29 protein-coding genes are annotated in these 22092 nt (G+C 58.2%); 28 read left to right on the top strand and 1 reads right to left on the bottom strand.

Going from position 1 to position 22092, the window contains the following annotated elements:
• Positions 1-82: 82 nt before the first annotated feature.
• From fusA to Pan189_RS09090, 28 genes are all read left to right on the top strand, one after another.
• Entirely contained in the window at positions 83-2173 is a 2091-nt protein-coding gene (gene fusA / locus Pan189_RS09225; RefSeq protein ID WP_145363633.1) for an elongation factor G, read from the top strand.
• A 461-nt stretch (positions 2174-2634) separates the two neighbouring features.
• Positions 2635-2964 carry a 30S ribosomal protein S10 gene (gene rpsJ / locus Pan189_RS09220; protein ID WP_375154911.1) on the top strand — a complete coding sequence of 110 codons (330 nt, stop codon included), beginning with the start codon at positions 2635-2637 and terminating at the stop codon, positions 2962-2964.
• 130 nt (positions 2965-3094) lie between these two features.
• Positions 3095-3814 carry a 50S ribosomal protein L3 gene (gene rplC, locus Pan189_RS09215; protein WP_145363632.1) on the top strand — a complete coding sequence of 240 codons (720 nt, stop codon included), beginning with the start codon at positions 3095-3097 and terminating at the stop codon, positions 3812-3814.
• A 53-nt stretch (positions 3815-3867) separates the two neighbouring features.
• Positions 3868-4560, top strand: a complete 693-nt coding sequence (gene rplD / locus Pan189_RS09210; protein ID WP_145363631.1) for a 50S ribosomal protein L4 — start codon at positions 3868-3870, stop codon at positions 4558-4560.
• 114 nt (positions 4561-4674) lie between these two features.
• A complete protein-coding gene (rplW, locus tag Pan189_RS09205) occupies positions 4675-4953 on the top strand; it encodes a 50S ribosomal protein L23 (RefSeq protein ID WP_145366141.1) in 279 nt (92 codons plus the stop codon).
• A 95-nt stretch (positions 4954-5048) separates the two neighbouring features.
• Complete coding sequence (gene rplB, locus Pan189_RS09200) at positions 5049-5906, top strand: 50S ribosomal protein L2 (RefSeq protein ID WP_145363630.1); 858 nt, start codon at positions 5049-5051, stop codon at positions 5904-5906.
• Between the two features lie 56 nt (positions 5907-5962).
• The gene (gene rpsS, locus Pan189_RS09195) at positions 5963-6232 is read left to right on the top strand and encodes a 30S ribosomal protein S19 (RefSeq protein WP_145363629.1); all 270 of its coding nucleotides are present in this window, start codon (positions 5963-5965) and stop codon (positions 6230-6232) included.
• Positions 6233-6295: 63 nt separating this feature from the next.
• A complete protein-coding gene (gene rplV, locus Pan189_RS09190) occupies positions 6296-6637 on the top strand; it encodes a 50S ribosomal protein L22 (protein ID WP_145363628.1) in 342 nt (113 codons plus the stop codon).
• Positions 6638-6720: 83 nt separating this feature from the next.
• Positions 6721-7422 (top strand): 30S ribosomal protein S3, encoded by a 702-nt coding sequence (rpsC, locus tag Pan189_RS09185; protein WP_145363627.1) that lies wholly within the window; start codon positions 6721-6723, stop codon positions 7420-7422.
• Positions 7361-7780: a 50S ribosomal protein L16 gene (rplP, locus tag Pan189_RS09180; protein WP_145363626.1), complete on the top strand. Its 420-nt coding sequence runs from the start codon at positions 7361-7363 to the stop codon at positions 7778-7780. Before rpsC ends, rplP begins: the two co-directional genes overlap by 62 nt.
• Positions 7781-7845: 65 nt before the next feature.
• Positions 7846-8067: a 50S ribosomal protein L29 gene (rpmC, locus tag Pan189_RS09175; protein ID WP_145363625.1), complete on the top strand. Its 222-nt coding sequence runs from the start codon at positions 7846-7848 to the stop codon at positions 8065-8067.
• A gap of 68 nt (positions 8068-8135) precedes the next feature.
• Positions 8136-8513: a 30S ribosomal protein S17 gene (rpsQ, locus tag Pan189_RS21665; protein ID WP_145363624.1), complete on the top strand. Its 378-nt coding sequence runs from the start codon at positions 8136-8138 to the stop codon at positions 8511-8513.
• 55 nt (positions 8514-8568) lie between these two features.
• Complete coding sequence (gene rplN / locus Pan189_RS09165; RefSeq protein ID WP_145363623.1) at positions 8569-8937, top strand: 50S ribosomal protein L14; 369 nt, start codon at positions 8569-8571, stop codon at positions 8935-8937.
• Between the two features lies 1 nt (position 8938).
• Positions 8939-9301 (top strand): 50S ribosomal protein L24, encoded by a 363-nt coding sequence (gene rplX / locus Pan189_RS09160; RefSeq protein WP_145363622.1) that lies wholly within the window; start codon positions 8939-8941, stop codon positions 9299-9301.
• Between the two features lie 46 nt (positions 9302-9347).
• Positions 9348-9908: a 50S ribosomal protein L5 gene (gene rplE, locus Pan189_RS09155; RefSeq protein ID WP_145363621.1), complete on the top strand. Its 561-nt coding sequence runs from the start codon at positions 9348-9350 to the stop codon at positions 9906-9908.
• A gap of 126 nt (positions 9909-10034) precedes the next feature.
• Entirely contained in the window at positions 10035-10430 is a 396-nt protein-coding gene (gene rpsH, locus Pan189_RS09150; protein WP_145363620.1) for a 30S ribosomal protein S8, read from the top strand.
• An 86-nt stretch (positions 10431-10516) separates the two neighbouring features.
• Positions 10517-11062, top strand: a complete 546-nt coding sequence (gene rplF, locus Pan189_RS09145; protein ID WP_145363619.1) for a 50S ribosomal protein L6 — start codon at positions 10517-10519, stop codon at positions 11060-11062.
• A gap of 104 nt (positions 11063-11166) precedes the next feature.
• Positions 11167-11538: a 50S ribosomal protein L18 gene (gene rplR, locus Pan189_RS09140; protein ID WP_145363618.1), complete on the top strand. Its 372-nt coding sequence runs from the start codon at positions 11167-11169 to the stop codon at positions 11536-11538.
• Between the two features lie 101 nt (positions 11539-11639).
• The gene (rpsE, locus tag Pan189_RS09135) at positions 11640-12128 is read left to right on the top strand and encodes a 30S ribosomal protein S5 (RefSeq protein WP_145363617.1); all 489 of its coding nucleotides are present in this window, start codon (positions 11640-11642) and stop codon (positions 12126-12128) included.
• Between the two features lie 119 nt (positions 12129-12247).
• Complete coding sequence (gene rplO, locus Pan189_RS09130) at positions 12248-12748, top strand: 50S ribosomal protein L15 (RefSeq protein ID WP_145363616.1); 501 nt, start codon at positions 12248-12250, stop codon at positions 12746-12748.
• A gap of 96 nt (positions 12749-12844) precedes the next feature.
• Complete coding sequence (gene secY / locus Pan189_RS09125) at positions 12845-14212, top strand: preprotein translocase subunit SecY (protein ID WP_145363615.1); 1368 nt, start codon at positions 12845-12847, stop codon at positions 14210-14212.
• The gene (gene map / locus Pan189_RS09120) at positions 14199-15083 is read left to right on the top strand and encodes a type I methionyl aminopeptidase (RefSeq protein WP_145363614.1); all 885 of its coding nucleotides are present in this window, start codon (positions 14199-14201) and stop codon (positions 15081-15083) included. The genes secY and map overlap by 14 nt, the downstream gene beginning before the upstream one ends.
• Positions 15084-15294: 211 nt before the next feature.
• A complete protein-coding gene (rpmJ, locus tag Pan189_RS09115) occupies positions 15295-15411 on the top strand; it encodes a 50S ribosomal protein L36 (RefSeq protein WP_145363613.1) in 117 nt (38 codons plus the stop codon).
• Between the two features lie 30 nt (positions 15412-15441).
• Entirely contained in the window at positions 15442-15828 is a 387-nt protein-coding gene (gene rpsM, locus Pan189_RS09110) for a 30S ribosomal protein S13 (RefSeq protein ID WP_145363612.1), read from the top strand.
• A gap of 102 nt (positions 15829-15930) precedes the next feature.
• Positions 15931-16311, top strand: a complete 381-nt coding sequence (gene rpsK / locus Pan189_RS09105) for a 30S ribosomal protein S11 (protein WP_145363611.1) — start codon at positions 15931-15933, stop codon at positions 16309-16311.
• Positions 16312-16453: 142 nt separating this feature from the next.
• Positions 16454-17458, top strand: coding sequence for a DNA-directed RNA polymerase subunit alpha (locus Pan189_RS09100; protein ID WP_145363610.1), 1005 nt, complete (start codon positions 16454-16456; stop codon positions 17456-17458).
• Between the two features lie 127 nt (positions 17459-17585).
• Complete coding sequence (locus Pan189_RS09095; protein WP_145363609.1) at positions 17586-18296, top strand: bL17 family ribosomal protein; 711 nt, start codon at positions 17586-17588, stop codon at positions 18294-18296.
• Positions 18297-18398: 102 nt separating this feature from the next.
• Positions 18399-18989 carry a hypothetical protein gene (locus Pan189_RS09090; protein WP_145363608.1) on the top strand — a complete coding sequence of 197 codons (591 nt, stop codon included), beginning with the start codon at positions 18399-18401 and terminating at the stop codon, positions 18987-18989.
• Between the two features lie 46 nt (positions 18990-19035).
• Here the strand turns inward: Pan189_RS09090 and Pan189_RS09085 are convergent, their stop codons facing one another.
• On the bottom strand, positions 19036-21915 hold the full coding sequence (locus tag Pan189_RS09085) for an FAD-binding oxidoreductase (RefSeq protein ID WP_145363607.1): 2880 nt from the start codon (positions 21913-21915) through the stop codon (positions 19036-19038).
• Positions 21916-22092: the final 177 nt, after the last annotated feature.

The raw sequence follows: 22092 nt of genomic DNA, 5'->3' as shown, positions 1-22092 counted from the left end.
TCAATTTCTACAATTCGACGCGACCGCGAACTTCCGCGGTCGCGTTTTTTTTGCCCGTCACAACAGACCACCAAAGTGCTTCATGGCCGCTGCACTCGACGACGTTCGCAACATCGGAATTATCGCGCACATCGACGCGGGTAAGACCACAACGACCGAGCGTATCCTCTTCTACACCGACGCCACACACCGGGTCGGGCAGGTGGATGAAGGCACGGCCACCACCGACTTCGACCCTGAGGAAGCCGAGCGGGGCATTACGATCTACTCCGCCGCCGTGTCGTGCCGGTGGAAAGAAACAACGATCAACATCATCGACACGCCGGGGCACGTCGACTTCACCGCGGAAGTCGAGAGAAGTCTAAGAGTGCTCGACGGCGCGGTCGTAATTTTCAGCGCCGTCGAGGGAGTCGAAGCGCAGAGCGAAACCGTCTGGCGGCAGGCCGACAAGTATAAAGTACCCCGGATCTGCTTCATCAATAAGCTCGATCGCATCGGGGCTGACTTTGACCGCGTAATGGCTCAAGTCGCCGACCGTCTGCAGTGCAAGCCGGTGGCGGTCACCTTGCCAATGGGAGCCGGCTCCCCGCCTGACCCGAACGCCTTCTCCGGGATCATCGACCTGATCGCGATGAAGGCCCACTATTTCGATCCGGCCAAACAAGGCAAAGAATTCAAAGTCGAAGATGTGCCGGCTGAATTCGCCGACCGCGCTGCCGAGGCTCGCCAGCTCTTGCTCGAGGCGGTCTGCGAGATCGACGACGACGCGATGGAAGCGTACCTGGAATCCGAAGACCTTCCGTCCGATCAAGTCCGCACGCTGCTGCGGAAGGGGACGCTCGAAGGCGCTTTCCACCCGGTCTTCAGTGGCTCATCGCTCGATTACATCGGTGTTCAACCTCTGCTCGATGGCGTCGCCGCGTACCTGCCGAGCCCGCTCGACCGCCCGCCGGTCGAGGGGACGAACCCGATGTCAAAGAAAGAAACCGGGCCGGTCATTCGGCACACCGACCCGGATGAACCGGTGGCCGGTCTCGTGTTCAAGATCGTGGCGGAGCAGCACGCCGATCTGTACTTCTTCCGCATCTACTCGGGAACGCTCAAAAGCAGCAGCCGGTTGCTCAACCCCCGCACGGGGAAGAAGGAGTTAGTCAGTCAAATTTGGCAGGTTCAGGCATCGCAGCGAACGAAAATCGACGAGGCCCACGCCGGCAATATCGTCGGACTTGTCGGCCCCAAAGACGCAGTCACCGGAGACACGCTGTGCGATGCCAATAAGCCGGTTCTGTTGGAATCGATTCACTTTCCGCAAACCGTGATTTCGATGGCGGTGGAGCCGGAATCGAGTGCCGAACGGAAAAAATTGAACGATGTCCTGGCCCGACTCGCCAAACAGGACCCGACCTTCGATTCACGCGTCAACGAAGATACCGGGCAGACGATCATCAGCGGCATGGGCGAACTGCACCTGGAGGTCATCCGCAACCGGCTGCACAACGACTTCAAACTCGACGTCCGCGTCCACAAGCCGCGTGTCAGCTACCGGGAAACCATCAAGTCGGGTGCAAAATTACGCGGCACCGGGGAGTTTGAAAAATCCCAGCCGGGTGAAGGCGTCAGCGAACAGACGGTGGTCGAACTGCTTTTGGAACGCCGAGCAGGAGACCAACCGCTTTCCGCTATCGACAAATCAAAAGACCTCTCAAACGAGCAGTCAGCGACGTTGAAGCAGGCCGTACTCGATGAATTGAAGGGGGGCGGGATCGTCGGGTATCCGCTCTATGACATTCTCGCAACGATTCAATCGGTGAAGACCCCGGTCGGTGGAACACCCTCGGAGATCGGCCTACAAGCCGCCGCTGCCCGAGCGGTCCGCGAAGCGCTGATCGAAGAGCATATCGTTCTTCTGGAACCGAAAATGCGGCTCGAAGTCGTCACACCGAGCGAATTCCTCGGCAACATCCAAGCCGACCTGCAAGCCCGCCGGGCGATGATTACAGGCACCGAAACGCGCGGTGACCTTGTTGTGATCGACGCCGAGGCGGCGCTTTCCCAAATGTTCGGGTACAGCACTCAAGTCCGCAGCCTCTCACAGGGTCGGGCGACGTACTCGATGGAACTTCTCAAATACGATGAAGCTCCGCGCGACATTTTGGAAGAGATGCTGGGCTGATCGCCGTTTGGGCACGCCACCGGGCGTTGACGGCCGTGTGATCGATCGCCGAAACCACCTTCATTGAGACACAGAAACAGCCATTACCGACTTTTCCTCCGCGATCGTTTGAAAATCTGTGTCAGATCGCTTGCGTCAAACGCCTGCACTCGTCAAAATCCGCCGCCCCGAGACCGATCGCCGAGTTCGAGTGATCTGCGTCGGGCCGAACGCCTTCCAACGGGAAGCCCGTCCGGTTTGACTGTTTCGGTTTTTCTCGCGACTTGTGTGACAGGACGCGGGGATTGACCGTTTCGGTCAGTATTTGTTTGAACAGAGTTGCTTGCAGCCGCCTGAGGGGCGGATCGGGTTACTCGAAGTGATGTGACCTGATACTCCGGAACCTGTCATTCCGGTTAATGTTGCCGATGGGCTTCGCCCCTCGGCTCATACCCTTGGCGTTTCGATTTCACTTTCGCACGGTGGTCGCGGTGAACCAGGAAAAAATCCGAATTCGAATGGAGTCCTACGACCACTCGGTCTTGGACGGTTCGGCGGCGGACATTGTTGATACCGCAAAGAAGACCGGCGCGATCGTGCACGGGCCGATCCCGTTGCCGACCCGGGTTGAACGGTACACCGTTCTTCGCGGTCCGCACGTTGATAAGAAGTCACGCGAGCAGTTCGAGATTCGGACTCACAAGCGATTGATTGACATCATTCAGCCAACGGGCAAGACGATTGACGCACTCAACAAGCTGTCTTTGCCGGCAGGGGTTGAGATCAAAATTAAGGCCATGTCGGCCAACTGATCGTTGAACGGAGCCGGTCTTCGGTTCTTTCTCTGATCAAATATCGGTAGCGGCTGCGGCGAACCCGTTGTTGCTGCCACCTGCAATACACTGCGGATTGTTTCCGCGCCGCTTCGAAAGGATTGACATCATGCCCGTCGGATTGCTCGGCAAGAAGGTCGGCATGACGCAGGTCTACGGTGAAGACGGCTCGATCTTGCCGGTCACGGTGATCGAGGTCGGTCCTTGCGTTGTGACGCAGCTACGAACAGCGGATCGCGACGGTTACGAAGCCGTGCAGATCGGGTTCGATGACAAGCCGCGACGAGTCGCCACCCGTGGCGAACGAGGCCACGTCGCCAACATCGCCAGTAAGCGTCAAAAGACCCGCCAATCGGCCGGAGTCGAGCTTGCGGCTAAGGCTGATTGTGAACCAAAGCGGATTCTGCGGGAATTTCGCACTGACGGTGAAGAGCACGGCTTGGAACTCGGGCAAGAGTTGACCGCGGCGCATTTTGACGGTGTCGAGCGGATTGACGTGATCGGCACAAGCAAGGGTCGCGGCTTCTCCGGAGCTATGAAACGACACAATTTTTCCGGCCAACGGGCGACGCACGGCGTGAAGAAGGTCCACCGCAAGGTCGGCTCGATCGGCCAGAGTGCGGACCCGTCTCGCGTCATTAAGGGCACGAAGATGGCCGGGCAGTATGGCAATGATCGCCGCACTGTGCGGTACCTGAAGGTCGTGCGGGTCGATGCGGATCAAAACATGGTATTGGTCCGTGGCGGTGTACCCGGACCCAACGGCGGCTATGTCGTGCTGCGACACAGCACTAAGAACCGCATGAAGCGGATGGCCGAGCAAAAGTAAACGTGGTTTTTAAGTTCGGGCCCGGACGATCGTCCTTAGCTCGGTGATTAACAATGACTGAGACAATCAGCCAAGATATCAAGGTGCCGGTCAAAACCGCTTCGGGCGGTGATGCGGGCTCGTACGAGTTCGCATCGACTGATCTGGCCGCGGGCATCAACAAACAGTTGCTGCACGACGTGGTGGTGATGTATCTCGCCAACAAACGCCTTGGTTCGGCTCAGACAAAATCGCGCGGCATGGTCGCCGGTTCGAAAAAGAAGATGTATCGCCAGAAAGGCACCGGTAATGCCCGGGCCGGCTCGAAGCGAAGCCCGATCCGCAAGGGTGGTGGTCACACCTTCGCCAAAGTCCCTCGAGACTTCAGTTATCGGCTGCCCAAGAAGGCCGTTCGGCTGGCCACGCGGATGGCGCTGCTGAGTAAATTCATTGACGATCAGGCGACGGTCATCGAGGACCTACCCTGCTCGGAATACAAAACAAAAACGGTCACCGCCGCCCTAGAGGCGCTGGGGCTTTCCGAAAAAAGCTGTCTGTTGGTGATCGGGTCTCATGACCCGGTGCTTTGGGGTTCGGCTCGAAACATCGCCACGTTGGAGACTTCGCCAGCCTGTGATCTGAACGCGTACGATCTGCTTCGGCAACGAAATTTGCTGATCACCAGTGACGCGCTCGATCGGATGCTCGGCAAGAAGCCGTTGCGAGACGAAGAAGCACAAACGCAGCCCGAAGGTTCGGCGGCGTAATCGGCAAACGCATTTTTGCGGAAGAACGGATCGACGAGGTTCGACATGGCAGACAATCAGGCAACGGTTTCGACAGCCGGCGAGGTGAGGGCAAAGCGTCCGGAAGGTACGGGCATGGATCCGTACCAGGTTATCATCCGTCCGCTCGTCACGGAAAAGGGCACTCACCTTTCGGAACGGTTTAACGCCTACACTTTTGAAGTCCATGCACGGGCCGAAAAGCCCGACATCCGGCGGGCCGTTGAAGAAATCTGGAGCGTGCGTGTCGTCAAAGTCCGCACGCAGAATCGGAAGGGCAAGCCGAGACGCCATAAGATGGCGATCGGCCATACCCGCAAGTGGAAAAAAGCGATCGTTGAACTGCACGAAGAAGACCGCATCGCATTCTTTTAAGAACGCTGTTCGATCCTCGACTTAATGTGAGTCGTGGGCGACGGCAACGAAAACGAATCTGATCGCTGACAGCCGATCGCTGAAAGCTAAGAATCATGGGAATACGAGCTTACAAACCGACAAGCCCCGGCCGCCGAGCCGGGACCGTCGCAGACTTCGCCGAAATCACCGACCGCAAGAAGCGGCCGGAGAAGTCGCTGACGGTCCGCTTGAAGAAACATTCCGGTCGCAACCACCAGGGCAAGATTACTGTCCGGCATCGTGGTGGCGGTCATAAGAAGCTTTATCGCATCATCGATTTTCGTCGAATTAAAGACGGCGTGCCGGCTGAGGTTCTGTTCATCGAATATGATCCGAACCGGACGTCACGGATCGCTCTGATCCAATATGAAGATGGCGAGAAGTCATACATCATCGCCCCGGCGGGGCTGACTGCCGGCATGAAAGTCATGAACGGCCCGGAATCGGATCCCGAGGTCGGCAATTGTCTTCCGCTCTCGCACATCCCGCCCGGAACTACGATCCATAATGTCGAGCTGCGTCCCGGCAAGGGCGGTCAGTTATGCCGCAGTGCCGGAACCGAAGCGGTCTTGAATGCCCGCGACGGGAAATGGGCCCAGATCACGTTACCGTCCGGCGAAGTTCGGCGATTCCCGAGTCACTGCCGAGCCACAATCGGTGCTGTTGGATTCAGCGAACATAGCGCGATCAGCCTTGGAAAGGCCGGTCGACGCCGTTGGATGGGTCGTCGCCCGAAAGTTCGTGGAACTGCCATGAATCCGGTCGCTCACCCGATGGGTGGTGGCGAAGGCCGCAATGCGGGCGGTCGTCACCCCTGCAGCCCGACCGGCAAGTTGGCCAAGGGCGGGCAGACGCGAAAACGCAGAAAGAATTCGTCGAAAGCGATCGTGCGTCGCCGGCGTTCACGGCGCTACGGCCAACTGAAAGTTTGAGTTCACCACGTTATTTTGGCAGCGTTGAAATTCGCTGCCGTCATTGAGAGAGCCAGATGGGGCGTTCACTCAAAAAAGGTCCGTTCATCGATCCGAAGCTGTACGACAAAGTCGCACAGCAGAACGATGACGGCACGAAAATTCCGATCAAGACTTGGGCGCGGTCGAGCACGATCTCACCCGACTTTGTCGGGCACACGTTTCTCGTGCACAACGGGCGGCAGCACGTCAGCGTCTATATCACTGAAGAAATGGTGGGACATAAGCTCGGCGAATTTGCGCCGTCGCGAACGTTCCGCGGACACGGGGCCAAAGGGAAACGTTAAACCGATCCGATCCTTGAGGCGCACCGCTTCTTTGTCAGGATAAATCGGCCGGAATATTAAGCCATGGCGAACGTCAAAGCCTGTCACAAATACGCACGCATTTCCGCCCGCAAAGTGCGGCCGTTCGCGGACTTGATCCGCGGTATGGAAGCCGGGGAAGCGATGGATGCGTTAAAATATGTCCACAATCGCGGGGCACGTTTCTTAAGAGAAGTCTTAAAAAGCGCGATCGCGAATGCGGACGACCGAGATATTCGAAACCCGGAAGCTTTGGAAGTGGTCGAAGCACGCGTTGACGGCGGGCCTGCCTACAAGCGGCTGCGTCCGGCCGCCAGAGGTGCAGCGAGATTCATTAAAAAGCGATCGGCTCACATTCACGTTGCTTTGGAAACACCGGACGTGTAGTTCGCCGCGGCGAACCATTCGAAGCAATTATTCACGACTACACACGAACTCTGACGACTAAGGTCAACCAACTAAGGTCAACAATGGGTCAGAAGACAAACCCGACCGGATTCCGCATTGGAATTACCGAACCTCATCGCAGTAAGTGGTTCGCCTCCAAGAAGGAGTTCGGCGATCTTCTTGTCGAAGACAAGAAGCTTCGGGATTACATTAAGTCAAAAAACCAGAACGCCGCGATCTCTCGAATCGTGATCGAGCGGACGCGCGATTCGGTTGTCGTCTTTCTGCACTCGGCTCGTCCGGGAATTTTGATCGGCCAGAAAGGTCAGAACATTGATCGGCTCAAAGCCGAGCTCGAAGACCTGACCGGTCGACGGATGGACGTCAAAATCATTGAACTGCCCAACGCCAGCAAGAGTGCGGTTTTGGTGGCCGAAGACATCGCCCAGCAATTGCAGAAGCGAGGCAGCTTCCGCCGCGCGCTCAAGCGGTCGCTCGACCAAGTGATGGAATCGGGCGTTCACGGCGTGAAAGTGGAATTGTCCGGGCGTCTCGGCGGTGCCGAAATGTCCCGAAACGAAAAGGCGTCCCGGGGGTCGGTCCCCCTGTCGACTCTGCGTCGTCACGTCGATTACGCCCTGGCGGAAGCAAAAACCGCGCAGGGCGTCATCGGGGTGAAGGTGTGGATCGATTTGGGCGACTACGCAGACGAGGAGAATACCGATGGCTCTGATGCCCAGGCGGGTAAAGCACCGCAAGCATCAAAGAGGTCGTATAAAAGGTAACGCGAACCGCGGGAACACGGTCGCCTACGGCGACTTCGGCCTGCAGGCTCTCGAACCCGGATACGTAACCGCTCGAACGATCGAAGCGGGACGGATCGCGATCAATCAGTACATTCGCGGCGAAGGGAAGTTGTATATCCGCATCTTCCCGCACAAGCCGGTCACCGCCCGCCCGCTCGAAACTCGAATGGGTAAGGGTAAAGGCGATCCAGACCATTGGGTGGCGGTCGTCAAACCGGGCACCGTGATGTTTGAAGTGTTGGGTGTCAGTAAGGAAGCGGCGCGAGATTGTTTCGCCCGCGTCTCTTACAAGCTCCCAATTAAGGTCCGGCTCGTCGAACGACGACCGGTGATTTAATTTACGCGACCCGATCGTCCGGGTTTCGGGCATCGGATTTCGTTCCTTCGGAAAATGACTCAGCGATGGCAGACGCGAAGCAAACTAAATCGAGTCAGCTCCGCGAAATGAGCGACGACCAGTTGGAAACGGAACTGACACAGACTCGTCAGGAGCTGTTTCGGCTTCGGTTTCAGGCGGCGACCGAGAAGATCGACGCGCCGTCGAACCTGAAGAAGCTCAGGCGGGAAATTGCTCGGATTCTGACAATTCAACGCGAACGTGAGCTGTCGGCGACCGAAGCTTAGGTCACGCAGGTTTTTCTCAGCGAATTAACACAGCGAATAACGATAAAAAATCGACGGGATCTGCGGCGATGAGGCGAACACTCCGAGGCATTGTCAAAAGCGATAAGAACCTGAAGACCCGCCGGGTCGAGGTCGAACGTCGCTTTCGTCACCCGAAATACGGAAAGATCGTCAAAGGTCGCACCGTCTGTCACGTCCACGATGAAAACAACGATTCGCAAATGGGCGATCTCGTCGAAATCATCGAATCCCGCCCGCTGTCGAAATTGAAGCGATGGGAGTTGGTGAAAGTCGTGCGTGAGGGAGAGCGGACCGAACGGGTCGACGTCTCCACCGCAGTGATCGAAGAAACCAAAGAAAACAAAACGACGCCGGAAGTGTCCGGCGACGAAGTAACGGAAGAACAACCCGCTGCCGAGGCACCACAGGCCGACGAGAGCGAATAACGTCGGCATCGCAAATCGCGTAGGTCAAGACAGCGGAAGGTGAAAGGGTCGTCCCATGATCCAGATGGAATCTGAACTCGACGTGGCGGACAATTCCGGCGCGAAAGTCGTCAAGTGCATCAAGGTGCTCGGCGGAACGAAGAAGCGTTCCGCCGGTCTCGGCGACATTATCGTCGTGAGCGTGCAAAAGGCACTTCCCGCGTCGGTGGTGAAAAAAGGTACGGTGACCCGCGCGGTCATCGTGCGAACGAAAAAGGAAGCCCGTCGCGAAGATGGGAGTTACGTGCGGTTCGATCGGAACGCCTGCGTGCTTGTCAGCAATGAAGGTGAACCGCGCGGAACCCGCATTTTCGGTGCGGTCGCCCGTGAACTCCGTGCCCGCAAGTTTATGAAAATTATCAGCCTCGCCAGCGAGGTCGTGTGACATGAAGATTCGTAAAGGCGATCCGGTCGTCGTTGTCGGCGGCGCTCATCAAACCAGCGATCCGCACGATGTCGTCTCGGTCGAAGAAGACGGTCGGCGAATCGTCGTCGAGGGAATTAATCGCGCTTACAAGCATGTGAAGCGCGGCCATCCCAAGAGCCCTCAGGGCGGACGGTTGCAGATCGAGCTGCCGATCGACGCCTCGAACGTGATGTATTACTGCCCGACGTGTTCAAAGCCGACCCGGCTCGGCTATCGATACACGGACGACGGCGCCAAAGAACGATATTGCCGCCACAAAGAATGCCTGGCTTCGGCCGGGACGGTCAGCCCGCCTAAATCGCGGTATGCCAAAACTTCGTAACGTCCCCTGTCGCCGATCGAACCGGTTCGACTCTGAGTAAACGGTTATGGCCAGACTTCTGGAACAATACAGAGAAAAGGTGGTCCCTCAACTCAAAGAAGAGTTGGGCAAAGCCAACCTGCACGCGGTCCCGCGTGTGGAAAAGATCATCGTCAGCATGGGCGTCGGTGAAGGCGCCCGTGATTCGAAGATCCTTGATCAGTGCGTCGAGTCGCTGACGGTCATCACCGGCCAGAAAGCGCAGCGCACGCGGGCTCGAAAGTCGATCGCGGCTTTTAAGCTTCGTGAGGGCACCGAAGTCGGTTGCCGCGTCACATTGCGTCGCAAGCGGATGTACGAGTTCCTCGACCGACTGATCACGCTCGCATTACCGCGGGTGCGGGACTTCCGGGGGTTAAACTCGAAGGCATTCGACGGCAGCGGCAATTACAGCTTCGGCTTGACCGAGCAATTGGTCTTTCCGGAAATCGATCCGGACAAGATTCCGCACGTTCAAGGAATGAACATCACAATCGTGACTTCGGCTCAGAACAATGAAGAGGGCCGCGCACTGCTGCGGTCGCTCGGCTTGCCGCTGCGAACCGACGACGAAAAGACGAAGAAATGACGACGTGCGGTTCGCCACCTGGGCGACTCGCCTTAATGTGACGCGTTTCAACCGCTTCACCCGACTAAACAGCCAGTTCCGAACACAGCGGCTTACGCCGTCCGGGAAACCGGAGGACCAGCGCAGATGATGACCGACCCGATCGCGGATATGCTGACGCGAATCCGCAATGCCGTCTCAATTGAAAAGCCTTACGTCGATATTCCGACGTCGAAGGTGAAAGTCGGTATTGCCGAGGTTCTCAAACGCGAAGGGTATGTCTGGGACTACGAAGTGGTTGAAGACCAACCGCGCAACGTGCTCCGCATCCGACTGAAATACGGTGCGAACGGTGAGCGGGTGATCCAGGCGATCGAACGTGAGAGCAAGCCCGGGCGACGTCAGTACGTGCAGGTCCGTGATACGCCGCGGGTCCTTAACGGTCTCGGAATTGCGATCCTGTCGACCAGCAAAGGCATTTTGAGCGGACGTGAGGCCCGACGGGAAAACGTCGGCGGCGAACTTCTTTGCACCGTTTATTAAGACCGGCCCTGTCGGCCACTTGAAGATCAATTGAAATCACCGGCGGCCATCACCCGCCGCGAAGAGAGTCAGCGGAGTTTCAACCCATGTCTCGGATCGGCAAAAAACCCGTCTCGGTGCCCGACGCCGTCGCGGTGACGATTGAGAAAGGTACGGTCAAGGTCAAAGGACCGAAGGGAGAACTTACGTTCGATCCGCCGGCATCGATCTCCGTCAAATACGATGACGACTCAAAGTCGGTCGTCGTGTCGCGCCCCAACGACCAGCGGGCCAATCGTGCTCTTCACGGCCTGACGCGGGCCTTGATCAACAACATGGTCGCCGGCGTGCAAACGCCGTTCGAGAAGAAACTGGAAATCCAAGGCGTCGGCTACAACGCGCAATTGAACGGCCAGAAGCTGCGTTTGCAGGTCGGCTTCGCGAACACCGTCACCCTCGATGTCCCTGCCGGCGTCGATTGCCAGTTGAGCGACCCAACTCACATCACGATTACCAGCCCGGACAAGCATAAGTGCGGTCAATTTGCCGCCAATATCCGTGCCGTCAGGCCACCGGAGCCATACAAGGGAAAAGGAATTCGATACCTCGGCGAGAACGTGCGGCGTAAGGCCGGCAAGACGGCCGGCGGTTAACCCGTGGCATTTCCGGCGATGTCGTATATCTCCGAGACAACCGTTTCGAAATCCTGAGCCAACAGCTCTGACTGATAACAGCTTGATCGGCGAAGAGGCCCAATATGAATACCCTCAAACGCAGCCAAAAGACGACGAAGCGGCGGACCTATCGGGTTCGCAACCGCGTCCGCAAGGATGCTCACGGTCGGCCCCGACTTTCGGTCTTCCGCAGCAATCGTCATATTTACGCTCAGATCATTGACGACGTGGCGGGCAAAACGCTCGTCTCAGCAAGTACGGTGGAACCGGACATTGCCGGCGTTGGTAAATTCGCCGGAAACATCGACGCGGCCCAGAAAGTCGGCAAGTTGTTGGCGGAGCGGGCGAAAGAACATGGAATAACGGCTGCCGTATTCGATCGGGGTTCCTATCGATATCACGGTCGCGTCGCAGCGCTCGCCGACGCGGCTCGTGATGGCGGCTTGAACGTTTAGACGAGTCAGCGAAAATTCGAACACGCCACAGTTTTGGCCTGCCGGTCCTGTCCACTATTCGGAATGACCTTCGGCCGTGATTCGGCTTCAGAGAAACGACGATGGCATCAGATAATCAAGGCGGACGGGACAATTCGGAAAAGGTGGTCCAGATCCGCCGCTGTGCTTGCGTGGTGAAGGGAGGCCGTCGCTTCAGCTTTACCGCACTTGTCGTCAACGGCGATTCGAACGGCAAGGTCGGCTACGGCTACGGTAAAGGAATTGAAGTCCCGCTCGCCGTCGATAAAGCCACCAAGCAGGCCTCGCGAAATACGATCAGCGTTCCGATCGTCGAAACGACAATTCCGCACGAAGTCGTCGGCCGGTTTCGCGCTTCTCAGGTCCTTCTGATTCCGGCCAGTCCGGGTACCGGCATTATCGCTGGCGAAGCGGTCCGCTCCGTCGTTGAGTCGGCGGGCATCACCGATATTCTGACTAAGAGCTTCGGCTCAAATAACGCGATGAACCTCGTCAAAGCGACGTTCAACGCCTTGGAACAACTTCGGACACGCGAGACCATCGCACGGCTTCGCGGCGTCGAATTGAAGTAGAGACGCGGTCAAAAGAAGACGAGCTGAAATCGCACTGTTGCTGGCACGAGAGACTCGGTGGCAATAGCCGAAGCAGGCATTATTGAGCGGCACTTCGCCGCGGAAACAGGAAGTTCGGCATGATTCTCGACGACATCCATCGTGACATCAAGAAGAATAAGAAGCGCAAGCGGATCGGCCGCGGCCCTGGATCGGGGCACGGCAAGACGTCCGGTCGCGGTCACAAGGGCTATTTCAGCCGAGCCGGATCGTCGTTGAAGCGAGGCTTTGCCGGAGGCCAGACGCCGTTGTTCATGCGGGTGGCCAAGCGCGGCTTCAGCAACGCCTACTTCCAAAAACGGATTACGGTCGTCAATGTTCGCCAATTGAACGAATTCTACGAGGATGGCGGAGTCGTCGATCCGGAGTCGCTGAAGAAGAAGGCTCTCGCGTTCGGTCGCTTTGAAATCGTCAAGGTTTTAGGCGACGGCGAATTGTCCAAGAAGCTGACCGTCAAGGCGCACCGTTTTTCAAAGTCAGCCGAAGAGAAGATTACCAAAGCCGGGGGAACGATCGAGCGGCTTGAGAAGCCGGTCGATTCGATCGCGACGCCGGATGCGACCGGCGAGTCCGACGATTGAAGTCCGTGAATCGCAATTTCAGGATGACAGCGATTTCGATAGTCTTCCGCTCACCGCTTTCCGACGCACGACCGACCTCGCAGGACGCCCGCCGTCATGTTTAGTAAACTGATCACGATCTTTCGCATCCCCGAATTGCGCCGGAAGATTCTGCTCACGCTGCTGCTTCTGGCCGTCTATCGGATGGGGTTCAACATCCCCCTCCCGTTCATCGATCAGGATCAACTTAAAGAGTTCATCACCGACGCGAAGAGCGGCGACGACGCTTTCGGTCAGGTGATGCAGGTCGTCTCGCTGTTCTCGGCATCGAACATCAGTAACAGCACGATCTTCGGCCTCGGGATCATGCCTTACATTTCGGCATCGATCATTTTTCAGCTGCTCGGCAGTGTTTATCCGCCTTTGGAGCAACTGCAAAAGGAAGGAGAGGCCGGGCGCAGGAAGATCAATGAGTATACTCGGTACGCCACCGTTCTGATCTGTCTGGTGCAGAGCTACGCTTGGATTGTCGGCCTCTCTTCCGGCCTGGGCCAGGGGGAGAGTCTCATCATGGAGCAGTTCAACAACGTTTATTTCTATCTCGTCTGTACGATCACAATGACCACCGGGACGATTTTCCTGATGTGGGTCGGCGAGCAGATCGATGCCTACGGGGTCGGTAACGGGATCAGTCTTTTGATTATGGCCGGTATTCTCGCGCAGATGCCGACCGCCGGATATACCGAATTCATTCAGCCCGCCATCCAGAACGGTCTCGCGATCGGTACGCAGTACGGGATTGAAAAACTGCTGCTGCTCACCGGGCTGTTCCTGTTTGTCGTCGTCTGGGTGATTTTGATCACGCAGGGCCAGCGCCGCATCCCGATTCAAAGCGCCAAGCACGTACGCGGTCGACGCGTTGCTGGCGGCCAGCGGCAGTTTCTCCCCCTTCGCGTCAACCAGGCCGGCGTGATGCCGATCATCTTCGCCTCCAGCCTGCTGATCTTCCCCTATCTGATTTTCAACTCGATCGCTCAAACCGGGTGGGGACAAGAAATCCCGTTAATCGAGGGCATCGCGCGGATCTTCGGCGACCGAGGTTTCATTTACAATATTCTGTATATCGTACTGATCTACTTCTTCTGCTACTTCTGGACGGCGATCACGTTCAATCCGAAAGATATGGCAGAGAACCTCAAAGATTACGGGAGCTTTATTCCCGGCTATCGCCCCGGCACCCGGACGGCGGCATACCTCGAACAGGTCATGCTGCGGATCACCTACGTCGGTGCGGCCTTCCTCTCGATCGTGGCCATCATCCCGACGCTCGTCGCGGCTTACATGGACATCCCGTTCGTGCTCGCCCAGTTCTATGGCGGCACCGGACTGCTGATCGTCGTGTCGGTCGTGCTCGACCTCGTGCAGAAGATCGACAGCCATCTCGTGATGCGGAATTATTCGGGGCTGCTCGATGCCGAAAACTAAGCTCCCCCGGCGAATCAAGCAGAAAGCGAAGAAGACGCAGGAACCGCGGAAGCGCCGCGAGCCCGGCAAGCCGATCGTTCTGAAGAGCCGGCGCGAAATCGACAAAATGTACCGCGCCGGTCAACTGGTGGCCGAAGCTCACGCCGCAGTTCGAGGACTCGTTCGCCCCGGCGTCACGACAGCGGAACTGAACGCTGCCGTCGAAGAAGTCTTTTTGCGAAACGCGGCCACGCCACTCTTCCTGGGCGTACCCTGCCCCGAAGAAGGCGGCCCCGATTTTCCGGCTGTGACCTGCATTTCAACCAACGAAGAAGTCGTCCACGGCATCCCGACCGAACGTGTGCTGGAATCCGGCGACATTGTGAGCGTTGATACCGGCTGCCGACTCGACGGCTGGTGCGGCGACTCCGCGTGGACTTACACGGTTGGTGAGATCGATCCTGCGACCGAACGGTTGATGGAAGTCGGTCGCGAGACGCTTGCACTGGCACTTCGCGAACTGCCCCGCCGAAAGAAGTGGACGCATATCGCAGCCATGATGCAGGAACTCGCCGAATCGAACGGCTACGGAGTCGTGAAGGAACTGGTCGGGCACGCGATCGGACGCGAGATGCACGAAGCCCCGCAGGTGCCGAACTTCGTCGGCGGAGAATTTGCCGAGGAAGACTTTGACCTGCGTGCGGGATTGGTGCTCGCGATTGAACCGATGATCAACGGCGGCACGGCGGAAGTCGAACTCTGTGATGATGACTGGACCGTCGTCACGGCCGACGATGAGCCGAGCGTCCACTTCGAGCACACGGTCGCGCTGACCCGTGACGGCGTGCGAATTCTGACGGAAGGGGTGGGTGAGCCGCTCGATTTGAGGTGATGAGACGTGCCTGCGGACTTGGAATTCCGTCGCCGACAGCATTCGGTTGACTTGAGACTTCGACCGCAACACGTTTATATTGCAGAACTTCGCGCGGCTGCGGTCCCGAGTCGTCCACCTCCAAGGTGCGGCGTCGCCTACGAGCCGATTTGTATTCGGCTTACATTCGATGATTTTTGCGGTACCGGTATTGGTTCCGAGCGAGACGACAATGAAAGTAAGAGCAAGCGTTAAACGAATTTGCGAGCGGTGCAAGGTGGTGCGCCGACGGGGCAAGGTCTACGTGATCTGCTCCGCGAATCCGCGTCACAAGCAACGCCAAGGCTGATACGCCCGAGTAGGCGAAGGAGCTTTTGAGATGCCACGTATTCAGGGTGTGGACGTTCCGAACAATAAGCCGGTTTACGTCGCGTTGACCTACCTTTACGGAATCGGCACGAAGACGTCGATCGATATCTGCTATTCGCTCGATATCGACCCGCGTCGGAAGTCACACGAACTGACCGAAGACGAAATCTCGCAAATTAACAACACGCTCGATCGTGATTACGTGATCGAAGGTGCGTTACGGCGGCGAGTTCAGCAAGACATCGCCCGCCTGCGTGATATTGGTTGCTATCGAGGTCTAAGGCATCGCCGGGGACTCCCCGTTCGCGGTCAGCGGACTTCGACGAACGCAAGAACCCGCAAGGGCTCGAAGAAGACTGTCGCCGGTAAGAAGGGCGTCAAAGATATGCGGCACTAATCGGCGAGACTCCTTCGGAGTTCGCTTGGTGTGTTGCGATTCGATTTGATTTTCCATTGCTCGGCCGTTGGGCCGATTCCCTGAGTTCGTTTGAGGCGAACAGTGGCCAAGACAAAGAAGAAACGAGTTCGGCGCGGTATTACGAAGGCGATCGCCCACGTAAAGGCGACGTTCAATAATACGACCGTGACTATCACCGACACGAACGGTGAGGTCCTCTGCTGGGCGTCCGCCGGCACGGTCGGTTATAAGGGCAGCCGGAAGAGCACTCCGTTCGCCGCGCAGCGTGCTGCGGAAACGTGCGCGGAACGGGCAGCAAAGTTCGGCGTGAAGGAAATGGAAGTCCGCGTTAAAGGCCCCGGCTCCGGGCGTGAGAGCGCGATTCAGGGGCTCAATTCGGCCGGCATCTCGATCAAGGCAATCGAAGACGTCACGCCGCTGCCGCACAACGGATGTCGCCCCCCGAAGAAGCGTCGCGTCTGATTGATCGGCGTGATTTTGGTGCGGGGAACGGTCGCAGGGTTGCGGGTCGAGCCTCACCACCGATGCGGCTGCAAACGAATGAAACTTTGCCCGGACGTGTCGTCGCCGGGCAATCCTTATAAAATTGTCGGGAGCTGAGCCGATGCGAATTCGCTGGCGAGGATTGGAACTACCAAGTCGCGTATCACCTGAACCCGATTCGTCGACGCCAACGTACGGCTTGTTCATTGCGGAGCCGTTCGAGCGCGGTTTTGGTGCGACGATCGGCATCAGCCTGCGTCGTATTTTGCTCTCAAGTCTTGAGGGCAGTGCGGTCACGCGGGTTAAGATTCAAGGCGTGCAGCACGAGTTTTCGACCATCCCCGGCGTCGTCGAGGATGTCACCGATATTTGCCTGAACCTGAAGTCGCTGGTTCTCCGCAACGACAGCCCGACCTCCAAGACGCTTCGCATTGAAAAGCAGGAGCGCGGCGTCGTCACCGGTGCGGACATCATCACCGACAGCCAGGTCGAGGTCATCAACAAAGACCTCGTCATCGCAACGATGACCGACGACGTTCCGCTGAGCATCGAACTGACGGTCGACAACGGCCGTGGTTACCTGCCAGCTGCTGAATCGAGTGCCGGCGAGTCAGAGATCGGCATCATTCCACTCGATGCCATTTTCTCGCCCGTGACCCGCGTGAAGTACCTTATTGAGGATACCCGCGTCGGTCAGCGAACGAACTATGACAAGCTGACGCTCGAGATTTGGACGGACGGAACGGTGACGCCGGAACTGGCGTTGGTTGAAGCCGCGAAGATCATGCGGAAGCACCTCAACCCGTTCATCAATTACCGCGAGCCGGGACCGGAACTGCCGCCGGAAGCGGGCCTGAAGCAAATGATGGATCAGACCGGCTATGCCCCGGTCGACCTCGAACTGGAAGAGAAGCTGGGCCAAAGTCTGGCCGAGCTCAACCTGTCGGTTCGGGCGACGAACTGCCTGGAGTCGGAGGGCATCAATACCGTCCGCGATCTCGTCTCCAAGTCAGAAGACCAACTGCTCACCGTCCGCAACTTCGGTGAGACCACACTGACCGAGGTCAACGAACGGCTGCGAGAAATCGGGCTTCGACTCGGGATGCGTGTCCCGCAATCAACCTGACGAACGCCGGTCACCACTGAAGACCGGACGGACCACGGCTCCTATCAAGGCGGCTGCGTCCAACGGCCTTTGATCGACAATCTAATTTACATGCTCAAGTCGAGCGGCTCATCGACGGTACGGAATCATGCGACATAAAATTCGCGGTCGAAAACTGAATCGGAACCCTTCGCATCGTAAAGCGATGTTCCGCAATATGGCGGCGAGCCTCATCAAGTCGGTGCGAATCGATGAAGATGATCCGGACCGGCCGAAGGTTCCCGGTCGCATCGTTACGACGGTTCCCAAAGCCAAGGAATTGCGGCCGTTTGTCGAACGGCTGATCACAATCGCAAAGAAAGCGCAGCATAGCGAAGAAGCCGCGGCCGAACATGCGACCAATGCCGAACGCAACTCGGACGCCTGGCGACAGTGGCGGCAAAGCGATGAGTGGCAAAAGTGGTCCGAAGCGAAAGCTCCGTCCATCACAGCTCGCCGTCGCGCCTATTCGTTGCTGCGAGATCATGACGCGGTCGACATTCTATTCGATGAGTTGGTCAAACGATTCGCCGAACGCGACGGCGGCTACACCCGTGTCGTTCGTCTGGCAGAACGTCGCCTTGGCGACAACGGTCAGCAGGCGTTGATCGAATTCGTCGGCGTGAAAGATCGTACTCGCCGAGCGCCGTCGCAGGCGCCGCTGGTGACTGACGACGAGGAAGAGACGACCGAGGACGAATCAGCCGAATCGACGGAACAAGTCGACGACTCGACCGATTCACCGGAAGCGACCGCCGCGTCCGAAGCAGAAGCCGATGAGACTGAATCGGCAGCGGAAGATGAGGATCAGAAGTCGTAGGCGAGTATTGATCGCGCCCCCGGCGGCGCGGTGATCGCTATTGCGGAAAAACGATGCACAGGTAAAACTCTGCATTGTCCGCAGACCGATCCTGACTTCGCCATGCCGAATACGCCATTCGATTTCAGCGCCGCGATGCGCCGTCTCTGTGAAGACGTTTGTCTTCGCATCCCGGAGTTTCAGCACATCCGCATGGATGCCGTCGGCGTCACGTACGCGCAGGCGAGACGCCGAGTGCCGCACGGGCTGCAGGCGAAGCTGACCCCCATGCGGTTCGCGGGCGGCGTGTTGACCGAGCGCCGGCGGGGTCGCACTTGGACGGTGCAGCGGATATTTACTGGCGAGCAGGAACTGCTCTATCTACTGACATTTTACCTGCCGCGATTCCTCGATCATTCGCCGCAGGAAAAGCTCGTCACCACACTGCACGAGTTGTATCACATCAGCCCGCAGTTCAACGGCGATATTCGTCGCTTCGAAGGACGCTGCTTCGCGCATACCGGCAGCCAGGCCAATTACGATGCACACATGGCGGAGTTGGCCAAGCAGTATTTGAAGGGCCGCCCGTCCAAATCAATCGTCGGCTTTCTGGCCTCGTCATTCGATGACTTGGCGACGCGGCACGGTGGCGTCGTCGGTCTGAAAGTACCGATCCCGAAACTGATCGCAGTCGATGAACGAAGCTCCGCGTGAGCGAATCGCGAAGAAGCGATCGCTCCGTCGAGAGTCAACGCTCCTCCTACCGGCTTGGAAGAGACCGGGCGAGCAGGCGGATCGGGTGGACCGCCTTCAGCCCCGAGCGGTGCCCCATCTGCATGCGACAGGCGCTGCACTCGGATGTTCCCACATCGAACGCTCCTGATTTTAAGCGTTGAATTAAGGGTCGACCGATTGCCAGCGACGAATCATAATTGCGCGCGGTCAGCCCGTACGTGCCGGCCATGCCTGAGCAGCCTTCGTCGATCGCCTCGACCTTGTTGGAGCCGAGATAGCGAAGCAGGTCGACATAGGGCCGTTGCGTCTGAAGCGTGCGCGAATGACACGGCTCGTGATGGGCGATCGTCGTATCTAAAAGGCTGTCGGAATTGAGCCGACTGAGCTGATCGCCGTACTCGCGCAGAAAGACTCCGGCGTCGACGGCATGCTTCGCGATCACCGCGACATCGGGATGGTCCAGCAGCCGCGGATATTCTTCTTTGAGCGAAATAAGGGCCGATGGTTCTGTGCAAATAATTGGCAAGCCGCGCCGCGCGAGCGGGCCGAGAACACGGACGTTCTGATCGGCCAGAGTCCGTGCTCCTTCGATATCGCCGATAGCCAGCATCGCAGAGCCGGAAGCGGTCTGTCCGGCCGGTACGACGCATCGAACACCGACCGCGTCGAGCAGCCGCAGAAGGTCGAGACCGATCTCGGGTTCAAAAAAGTTCGCGAACTGATCGACGAAATAGGCGGCGGCAAAGTCGTCACCTGATTTCGTGGCCTGCTCGCGGTTCTTACGGGGGACGATGCGAAGAAACGGACGCCGGGCGAAACGCGGCAGGTTACGATGCCGACTGATGCCGAGTGTCCGTTCCAACATCCAGCGGACGGTGGAATTGGCCAACAGAGGATTACTAAGAAACGCGGTGGCGGTGGCGAGGTCGCCGATCCCGTGGACCCGGCTCAATGCCCAATCGGGCCACGCGGCTCCATCGACGGCAATCTGCGCCGCCTTCGCTTCGATCACCAAGCTCGGGATATCCACGTTGGCCGGACACTCGCTGCGACATTGGAGACATTGAAAGCAGCGGTCGGTCAGGTCGCGACCGGCCGGCGACGCAAGGTCGGTCGCCGTGACATCTCCCCTCAAGAAACTTTCGAATACGTTGGCCTTACTGCGAGGTGACGATGCTTCGGCAGGGTCGGCTCGAAATACCGGACACATCCGACCGGCATCACTTCGACTCTTGCAGTTGCCGCAGCCATTGCAATCGGCAGCAACTTGAGTCGCCGTGGGCGCCGACCAGCGAAGTTGAAGTTGCGGCAGGGCTTCAGAGTCAACTGATTGGCGGAGCCGTCGGATCGTCACGTGGGGATCATCGGTGACGATTTTTCCCGGATTCATCAGATTGTGCGGATCAAATATGTCTTTGACTTCGCGAAAGACGCGATAGAGTTCGCCGTGTTGCGTGCGAAGAAACGCGGAGCGTGACAGTCCGTCGCCGTGCTCACCGCTGATGACTCCTCCGTGCCGAATTGCGACGGCGTACAGGTCGCGCGGGATCGCCTCAAGCAGCCGGTCACGTTCCGGGCCGGGGCCGGGTAAGAACGGGCGGAAGTGAATCTGACCGTGCGCGGCATGGGCGTACATCGTCGCGGTCACTTCATAACGCTGAAACACGTTCTGCGCGTTGCGGACGAAGTCGCGCAGCGCGGCCGGCGGGACGGCGATGTCTTCGACGATGGGGACCGGGCGCCGTTCGCCGCCGAGCCGGGTCAGGCGGGGGATGATTTTCCGAGGGATGGACCACAGGTCGTCCACACTCAGGGCCGTCTTCGATCCGGAAACGGCCTGCGCGGCAACATCGGCCGTTGCCGCGACATCTTCGATGGCGTGCAAAACGTCAGCCATGCGGCGGCCGACATCGCCCGCTTCTTCGCCCTCGGTTTCAATCAACAGCGCGGCGCCGGCAGCACGCGGCACTAATTTTTCAAACTGGATTTCGGTTTCACGCACCAGTGAAAGATGCCGACGATCGAATAGGTCGCAAGCCGATATGGGAAAATCAGCGGCACACACCGCTGCGGCGAGCGCATCGTCGAGCGACTCGAACAGCACGAGCGAGACCGCCGAATGAGGCGGTATTGGCTCAATGCGAAGCCGGGCCTGCGTCAGAAGCCCCAACGTTCCTTCTGACCCGACCAGTAGCGGTGTCAGGTCGATAGGCCCGCCAGTTGTCTTCAGGCGAAGAAAATATCCGCAACTGTCACGCTCGCGCTGCGGCTGCAATCTCTCAATCAACTCCTGACGCTCGCCCAGCAGCGACTCCATCCGAGTGACGATTCCGCTCGCCGAATGATGTTGTCCTCCGTCGTCGGATCGATCTGCTCCGGTGCGTAGCACTTCGGCATCGCTGAGGACGACGTTGGTTCTTGCGGTGTGACGCCTCACGTCGCCGACGGCAATGGACCGCGAGCCGGACGAATTGACACCGATCATTCCGCCAACCGTCGTGACCGCGGCGTTGGCCGGGTCGGGGCCGAACCGATGGCCGGTCGAACGCAACTGACGATTCAATTCACTCAGAACGACCCCGGGTTCGACATCGACGTATTCGTCGTCGCGGCTGAGCATGCGCCGCATGTGACGGGAGAAATCGACTATCAGGCCCGGTCCCAGCGCTGCTCCGGTCGTCGAAGTTCCGGCTCCCCGAGCGATCAGGGGGGTATCTTCTTCGTTGGCGAACCGGACGATCGCGCGAACGTCGTCGATGTCGAACGGAAACGCAACACCCAATGGGACGGCCCGATGCAAACTCGCATCGGTCGCATACATCGATCGGGTGACCGGATCGGTGCGAATCTCACCTCGCAGATCACCGCTCAACTCGTCCGCGAGGCGTTGTCGTAGATCGTCCAAACGAGGACTCGATACCGAAAGAAGACCAAGTCGACGAACGATGATTCGTCGGAAAGTTGCTCAGTGCCGCCAACCGTCAAATTAGTTGGGTGAAGAGAAAAACAAAAGCGGAGCGCTACGATGTTCGTTGCGGCGTTTGAAAGAAAACGCGTCTCGCGACGAGAGGTCGAGTACGAC

The organism is Stratiformator vulcanicus (assembly GCF_007744515.1).
Taxonomy (GTDB): Bacteria; Planctomycetota; Planctomycetia; order Planctomycetales; family Planctomycetaceae; genus Stratiformator; species Stratiformator vulcanicus.
This window is presented reverse-complemented; position numbering and strand designations above follow the sequence as displayed.

What these genes read in the sequence shown, in the direction of transcription:
- fusA (WP_145363633.1), top strand. Translation starts at nt 83, where the DNA reads ATGGCCGCTGCACTCGACGACGTTCGCAACATCGGAATTATCGCGCAC.
- rplC (WP_145363632.1), top strand. Translation starts at nt 3,095, where the DNA reads ATGCCCGTCGGATTGCTCGGCAAGAAGGTCGGCATGACGCAGGTCTAC.
- rplD (WP_145363631.1), top strand. Translation starts at nt 3,868, where the DNA reads ATGACTGAGACAATCAGCCAAGATATCAAGGTGCCGGTCAAAACCGCT.
- rplW (WP_145366141.1), top strand. Translation starts at nt 4,675, where the DNA reads ATGGATCCGTACCAGGTTATCATCCGTCCGCTCGTCACGGAAAAGGGC.
- rplB (WP_145363630.1), top strand. Translation starts at nt 5,049, where the DNA reads ATGGGAATACGAGCTTACAAACCGACAAGCCCCGGCCGCCGAGCCGGG.
- rpsS (WP_145363629.1), top strand. Translation starts at nt 5,963, where the DNA reads ATGGGGCGTTCACTCAAAAAAGGTCCGTTCATCGATCCGAAGCTGTAC.
- rplV (WP_145363628.1), top strand. Translation starts at nt 6,296, where the DNA reads ATGGCGAACGTCAAAGCCTGTCACAAATACGCACGCATTTCCGCCCGC.
- rpsC (WP_145363627.1), top strand. Translation starts at nt 6,721, where the DNA reads ATGGGTCAGAAGACAAACCCGACCGGATTCCGCATTGGAATTACCGAA.
- rplP (WP_145363626.1), top strand. Translation starts at nt 7,361, where the DNA reads ATGGCTCTGATGCCCAGGCGGGTAAAGCACCGCAAGCATCAAAGAGGT.
- rpmC (WP_145363625.1), top strand. Translation starts at nt 7,846, where the DNA reads ATGGCAGACGCGAAGCAAACTAAATCGAGTCAGCTCCGCGAAATGAGC.
- rpsQ (WP_145363624.1), top strand. Translation starts at nt 8,136, where the DNA reads ATGAGGCGAACACTCCGAGGCATTGTCAAAAGCGATAAGAACCTGAAG.
- rplN (WP_145363623.1), top strand. Translation starts at nt 8,569, where the DNA reads ATGATCCAGATGGAATCTGAACTCGACGTGGCGGACAATTCCGGCGCG.
- rplX (WP_145363622.1), top strand. Translation starts at nt 8,939, where the DNA reads ATGAAGATTCGTAAAGGCGATCCGGTCGTCGTTGTCGGCGGCGCTCAT.
- rplE (WP_145363621.1), top strand. Translation starts at nt 9,348, where the DNA reads ATGGCCAGACTTCTGGAACAATACAGAGAAAAGGTGGTCCCTCAACTC.
- rpsH (WP_145363620.1), top strand. Translation starts at nt 10,035, where the DNA reads ATGATGACCGACCCGATCGCGGATATGCTGACGCGAATCCGCAATGCC.
- rplF (WP_145363619.1), top strand. Translation starts at nt 10,517, where the DNA reads ATGTCTCGGATCGGCAAAAAACCCGTCTCGGTGCCCGACGCCGTCGCG.
- rplR (WP_145363618.1), top strand. Translation starts at nt 11,167, where the DNA reads ATGAATACCCTCAAACGCAGCCAAAAGACGACGAAGCGGCGGACCTAT.
- rpsE (WP_145363617.1), top strand. Translation starts at nt 11,640, where the DNA reads ATGGCATCAGATAATCAAGGCGGACGGGACAATTCGGAAAAGGTGGTC.
- rplO (WP_145363616.1), top strand. Translation starts at nt 12,248, where the DNA reads ATGATTCTCGACGACATCCATCGTGACATCAAGAAGAATAAGAAGCGC.
- secY (WP_145363615.1), top strand. Translation starts at nt 12,845, where the DNA reads ATGTTTAGTAAACTGATCACGATCTTTCGCATCCCCGAATTGCGCCGG.
- map (WP_145363614.1), top strand. Translation starts at nt 14,199, where the DNA reads ATGCCGAAAACTAAGCTCCCCCGGCGAATCAAGCAGAAAGCGAAGAAG.
- rpmJ (WP_145363613.1), top strand. Translation starts at nt 15,295, where the DNA reads ATGAAAGTAAGAGCAAGCGTTAAACGAATTTGCGAGCGGTGCAAGGTG.
- rpsM (WP_145363612.1), top strand. Translation starts at nt 15,442, where the DNA reads ATGCCACGTATTCAGGGTGTGGACGTTCCGAACAATAAGCCGGTTTAC.
- Pan189_RS09100 (WP_145363610.1), top strand. Translation starts at nt 16,454, where the DNA reads ATGCGAATTCGCTGGCGAGGATTGGAACTACCAAGTCGCGTATCACCT.
- Pan189_RS09095 (WP_145363609.1), top strand. Translation starts at nt 17,586, where the DNA reads ATGCGACATAAAATTCGCGGTCGAAAACTGAATCGGAACCCTTCGCAT.
- Pan189_RS09090 (WP_145363608.1), top strand. Translation starts at nt 18,399, where the DNA reads ATGCCGAATACGCCATTCGATTTCAGCGCCGCGATGCGCCGTCTCTGT.